Origin of the sequence: Streptomyces katrae (assembly GCF_000966975.1) — a bacterium.
Lineage (GTDB): Bacteria > Actinomycetota > Actinomycetes > Streptomycetales > Streptomycetaceae > Streptomyces > Streptomyces katrae.
On record NZ_JZWV01001343.1, the window covers coordinates 1 to 3,961 of the forward strand.

Sequence of the window (3,961 nt, forward strand, 5' to 3'; positions counted from 1 at the left end):
CCCCGCCAGCCACTCCGCGGCCCAGTCCGGCGCCTCGGCCGGGTCGCCCAGGCCCTGCGCCGACCAGAGCAGCAGCAGCCCCAGCGCGTGCTTGCACGGGAACTTCCGGCTCGGGCAGGAGCACTTGTACGCGGGCCCCGTCAGGTCGACGACCGTCCGGTACGGCGTGGCGCCGCTGCCCTTGCACAACCCCCACACCGCACCGGAAGCGGAACCTCCGGTCCGGGACCACGGAGCCGCCCCGCCCAGCCTGCCCCCCGCCTTCCGCGACGCGTCGTCAGGAGCCAGAGCCAGTACCTGTTCCGCCGTCCAGCGGACCCCCTGCTCAGTCATGGAAACCACCGTAGAGACCCCCACTGACAATCGCCCTGACCTGCAACAACGCCTCGAACAGGGGGTGTTGTCAGTGGCGTGGTGCACCGTGGGTACAGCAGTCGGGAGCGGCTGCCGAGCGATGGAGGGGGACCATGAGCACGCACGGGAACGACACCGGTACCGAAGCACTGCGGCCGCATGCCGAGGACGCCTTCGCCCACGAACTGAAAGCCCTGGAAGCCGCCGACGACCGGCCCCGGCCGGCCCGCTGGAAACTCTCCCCCTGGGCCGTGGCCACCTACCTCCAGGGCGGCACCCTCCCGGACGGCACGGTCATCACGCCCAAGTACGTCGGCCCGCGCCGGATCGTCGAGGTCGCCGTCACCACCCTGGCCACCGACCGCGCCCTGCTCCTGCTGGGCGTCCCCGGCACCGCCAAGACCTGGGTCTCGGAGCATCTGGCGGCCGCCGTCAGCGGGGACTCCACCCTGCTCGTCCAGGGCACGGCCGGCACCCCCGAGGAAGCCATCCGCTACGGCTGGAACTACGCCCGCCTCCTCGCCGAGGGCCCCAGCCGGGAGGCCCTCGTCCCCAGCCCCGTCATGCGGGCCATGGCCCAGGGCATGACCGCCCGCGTCGAGGAGCTGACCCGCATCCCCGCCGACGTCCAGGACACCCTCATCACCGTCCTGTCCGAGAAGACCCTGCCGATACCGGAGCTCGGCCAGGAGGTCCAGGCCGTGCGCGGCTTCAACCTCATCGCCACCGCCAACGACCGCGACCGCGGGGTCAACGAGCTGTCCAGCGCGCTGCGCCGCCGCTTCAACACCGTCGTCCTGCCCCTGCCCGCCACCGCCGACGCCGAGGTCGACATCGTCGCCCGCCGCGTCGGCCAGATGGGCCGCGCCCTGGACCTGCCGGCGGTACCCGAGGGACTGGAGGAGATCCGCCGGGTCGTCACGGTCTTCCGCGAGCTCCGCGACGGGGTCACCGGCGACGGCCGCACCAAGGTGAAGTCGCCCAGCGGCACCCTCTCCACCGCCGAGGCCATCTCCGTGGTCACCGGCGGGCTCGCCCTCGCGGCGCACTTCGGGGACGGCGTCCTGCGCCCCTCCGACGTGGCCGCGGGGATCCTCGGCGCCGTCGTCCGCGACCCGGCCGCCGACCGGATCGTCTGGCAGGAGTACCTGGAGGCGGTCGTCCGCGAGCGCGAGGGCTGGAAGGACTTCTACCGCGCCTGCCGGGAGGTGACGGCATGAGCCCGGGCGCCGCCGGGCCGCCGCTGCTCGGGATCCGCCACCACGGGCCGGGCTCCGCCCGGGCGGTGCGGGCCGCCCTGGACCTCGCGCAGCCGCGGGCCGTGCTGATCGAGGGCCCGCCCGAGGGGGACGCGCTGCTCGCCCTGGCCGCCGAGCCGGGGATGCGCCCGCCCGTCGCCCTCCTCGCGCACGCCGCGGACGACCCGGGCCGGGCCGCGTTCTGGCCGCTGGCCGGCTTCTCCCCGGAGTGGGCCGCCATCCGCTGGGCCCAGGCCAGGGACGTCCCGGTGCGCTTCATCGACCTCCCCGCCGCCCACACGCTGGCCGCGCCGGAGGAGGAGGCGGAGGAGGGCGAACCGGATGCGGCCGCGCTGCCGGTGGACCCGCTCGCCGTGCTCGCGGAGACCGCCGGGTACGAGGACCCGGAGCAGTGGTGGGAGGACGTGGTCGAACACCGGGGCACCGGGGCGGTCCGGGACCCGCTGGCCGCCTTCGCGGCCCTGGAGGAGGCCATGGGCGCCCTGCGCGAGACCTACGGGGACGGCGGCCGCCCCCGCGACCTGGTCCGCGAGGCCCACATGCGGCAGCGGATGCGGGCCGCCCGCCGGGAGTTCGGCGACGACTACGCCGTGGTGTGCGGCGCCTGGCACGTCCCGGCGCTGCGCGCCAGGACGACGGTCGCGGCGGACCGGGCACTGCTCGCCGGGCTGCCCCGGACCAAGGTGGAGACCACCTGGGTGCCCTGGACCCACCGCAGGCTCGCCCGGGCCGGCGGATACGGCGCGGGCGTCACCTCGCCCGGCTGGTACGCGCACCTCTTCGCCTCCCGGGACCGGCCCGTCGAGCGGTGGCTGACCAAGGTGGCCGGGCTGCTGCGGGAGGAGGACCGGCAGGTCTCCCCGTCCCATGTCATCGAGGCCGTCCGGCTGGCCGAGACCCTGGCCGCCGTCCGGGGCCGGCCGGTGCCCGGGCTCGGCGAGACCCTGGAGGCGGTGCGGGCGGTGATGTGCGACGGCTCGGACGTACCGCTCGCACTGGTCGAGGACCGGCTCGTCGTCGGGGACGTGCTCGGCGAGGTCCCGGACGCGGCGCCCGCCGTACCGCTCCAGCGGGACCTCACCCGCCGGCAGCGCTCGCTGCGGCTGAAGGCCGAGGCCCGGGAGCGGGACCTGGAGCTGGACCTGCGCAAGGACACCGACGCCGCCAAGTCCCTGCTGCTGCACCGGCTGCGGATGCTCGGGGTCGACTGGGGCGTGCCCACCGCCTCCCGGGGCGGGACGGGCACCTTCCGGGAGACCTGGCGGCTGCGCTGGGAGCCGGAGCTGTCGGTGCGGGTCGCCGAAGCCGGTATCTGGGGGACCACCGTCCTCGGCGCGGCCACCGCCAAGGCAGCGGCGGAGGCGGCGCGCGCCGGGGAACTGGGGGAGGTCACGGCCCTGGCCGAGCGGTGCCTGCTGGCCGGGCTGTCGGAGGCGCTGCCCGCCGTGCTGCGGGCGCTGGCCGACCTGGCGGCGCTGGACACCGATGTGGCGCGGCTCGCCAAGGCGCTGCCCGCGCTGGCCCGTTCGCTGCGGTACGGGGACGTACGGGGTACGGACTCGGCGGCGCTCGGCACGGTGGCCGCCGGGCTGGCCGAGCGGATCTGCGTGGCCCTGCCGCCGGCCTGCGCGGCCGGGCTCGACGCCGACGGGGCGGCGGAGCTGCGGGGCCACCTGGACGGGGTGCACGGGGCGGTCGCCCTGCTGGCCGACGGGCAGGAGGGGCTCCGGGAGCGCTGGTCGGCCGTACTGCGGAAGCTGGCCGGACGGGACACCGTGCCCGGGCTGATACGCGGCCGGGCGGTCCGGCTGCTGCTGGACGACGGGCGGCTCCCGCCCGGGGAGACGGCCCGGCTGATGGGCCTGGCACTGTCCCCGGCGGCCTCCCCGGCCGACGCGGCGGGCTGGATCGAGGGGTTCGCGGGCGGCTCCGGCGGCGGGACCCTGCTGGTCCACGACGAGCGGCTGCTGGGCCTGATCGACGCCTGGCTGGTGTCGGTGCCGGAGCGGGCCTTCATCGACGTACTGCCGCTGCTGCGGCGGACGTTCGGGGCGTACGAGGCGGGCGTGCGGCGCACCCTGGGCGAACTGGCCCGCCGCGGGCCGGGCCCGCGCGGCATACCCGCCGGCGCGGGCCCGGCCCCCGAGGGCTTCGCCCCCGACCTGGACCCGGCCCGCGCGTCCGCGGCGGCGGAGGTGGCCCGGCGCCTCCTGGGGGCGGCATGACCCTGCCCTGGCCGGGCGGTGGGGGGCCGTCTCCCCTACCCTCCCCCAGACTCCGTCCGGGGGGACCCCCACTTCGCCCGTTCCTCCCCCAGCTACCGCTGGGAGGGGCCCCCAGGCGGGGCC

3 protein-coding genes are annotated in these 3,961 nt (G+C 76.8%); 2 read left to right on the top strand and 1 reads right to left on the bottom strand.

The genetic code is table 11. The features are described from left to right. The coding region (locus VR44_RS43380) for an SWIM zinc finger family protein (RefSeq protein WP_169791086.1) at positions 1 to 333 on the bottom strand (333 nt) is incomplete at its 3' end. Between the two features lie 134 nt (positions 334 to 467). Here VR44_RS43380 and VR44_RS37025 point away from each other — a divergent pair. Then, on the top strand, positions 468 to 1,574 hold the full coding sequence (locus VR44_RS37025) for an ATP-binding protein (RefSeq protein WP_045952060.1): 1,107 nt from the start codon (positions 468 to 470) through the stop codon (positions 1,572 to 1,574). Next, positions 1,571 to 3,838 carry a DUF5682 family protein gene (locus VR44_RS37030; RefSeq protein ID WP_045952061.1) on the top strand — a complete coding sequence of 756 codons (2,268 nt, stop codon included), beginning with the start codon at positions 1,571 to 1,573 and terminating at the stop codon, positions 3,836 to 3,838. Before VR44_RS37025 ends, VR44_RS37030 begins: the two co-directional genes overlap by 4 nt. The last annotated feature ends 123 nt before the right edge of the window (positions 3,839 to 3,961 follow it).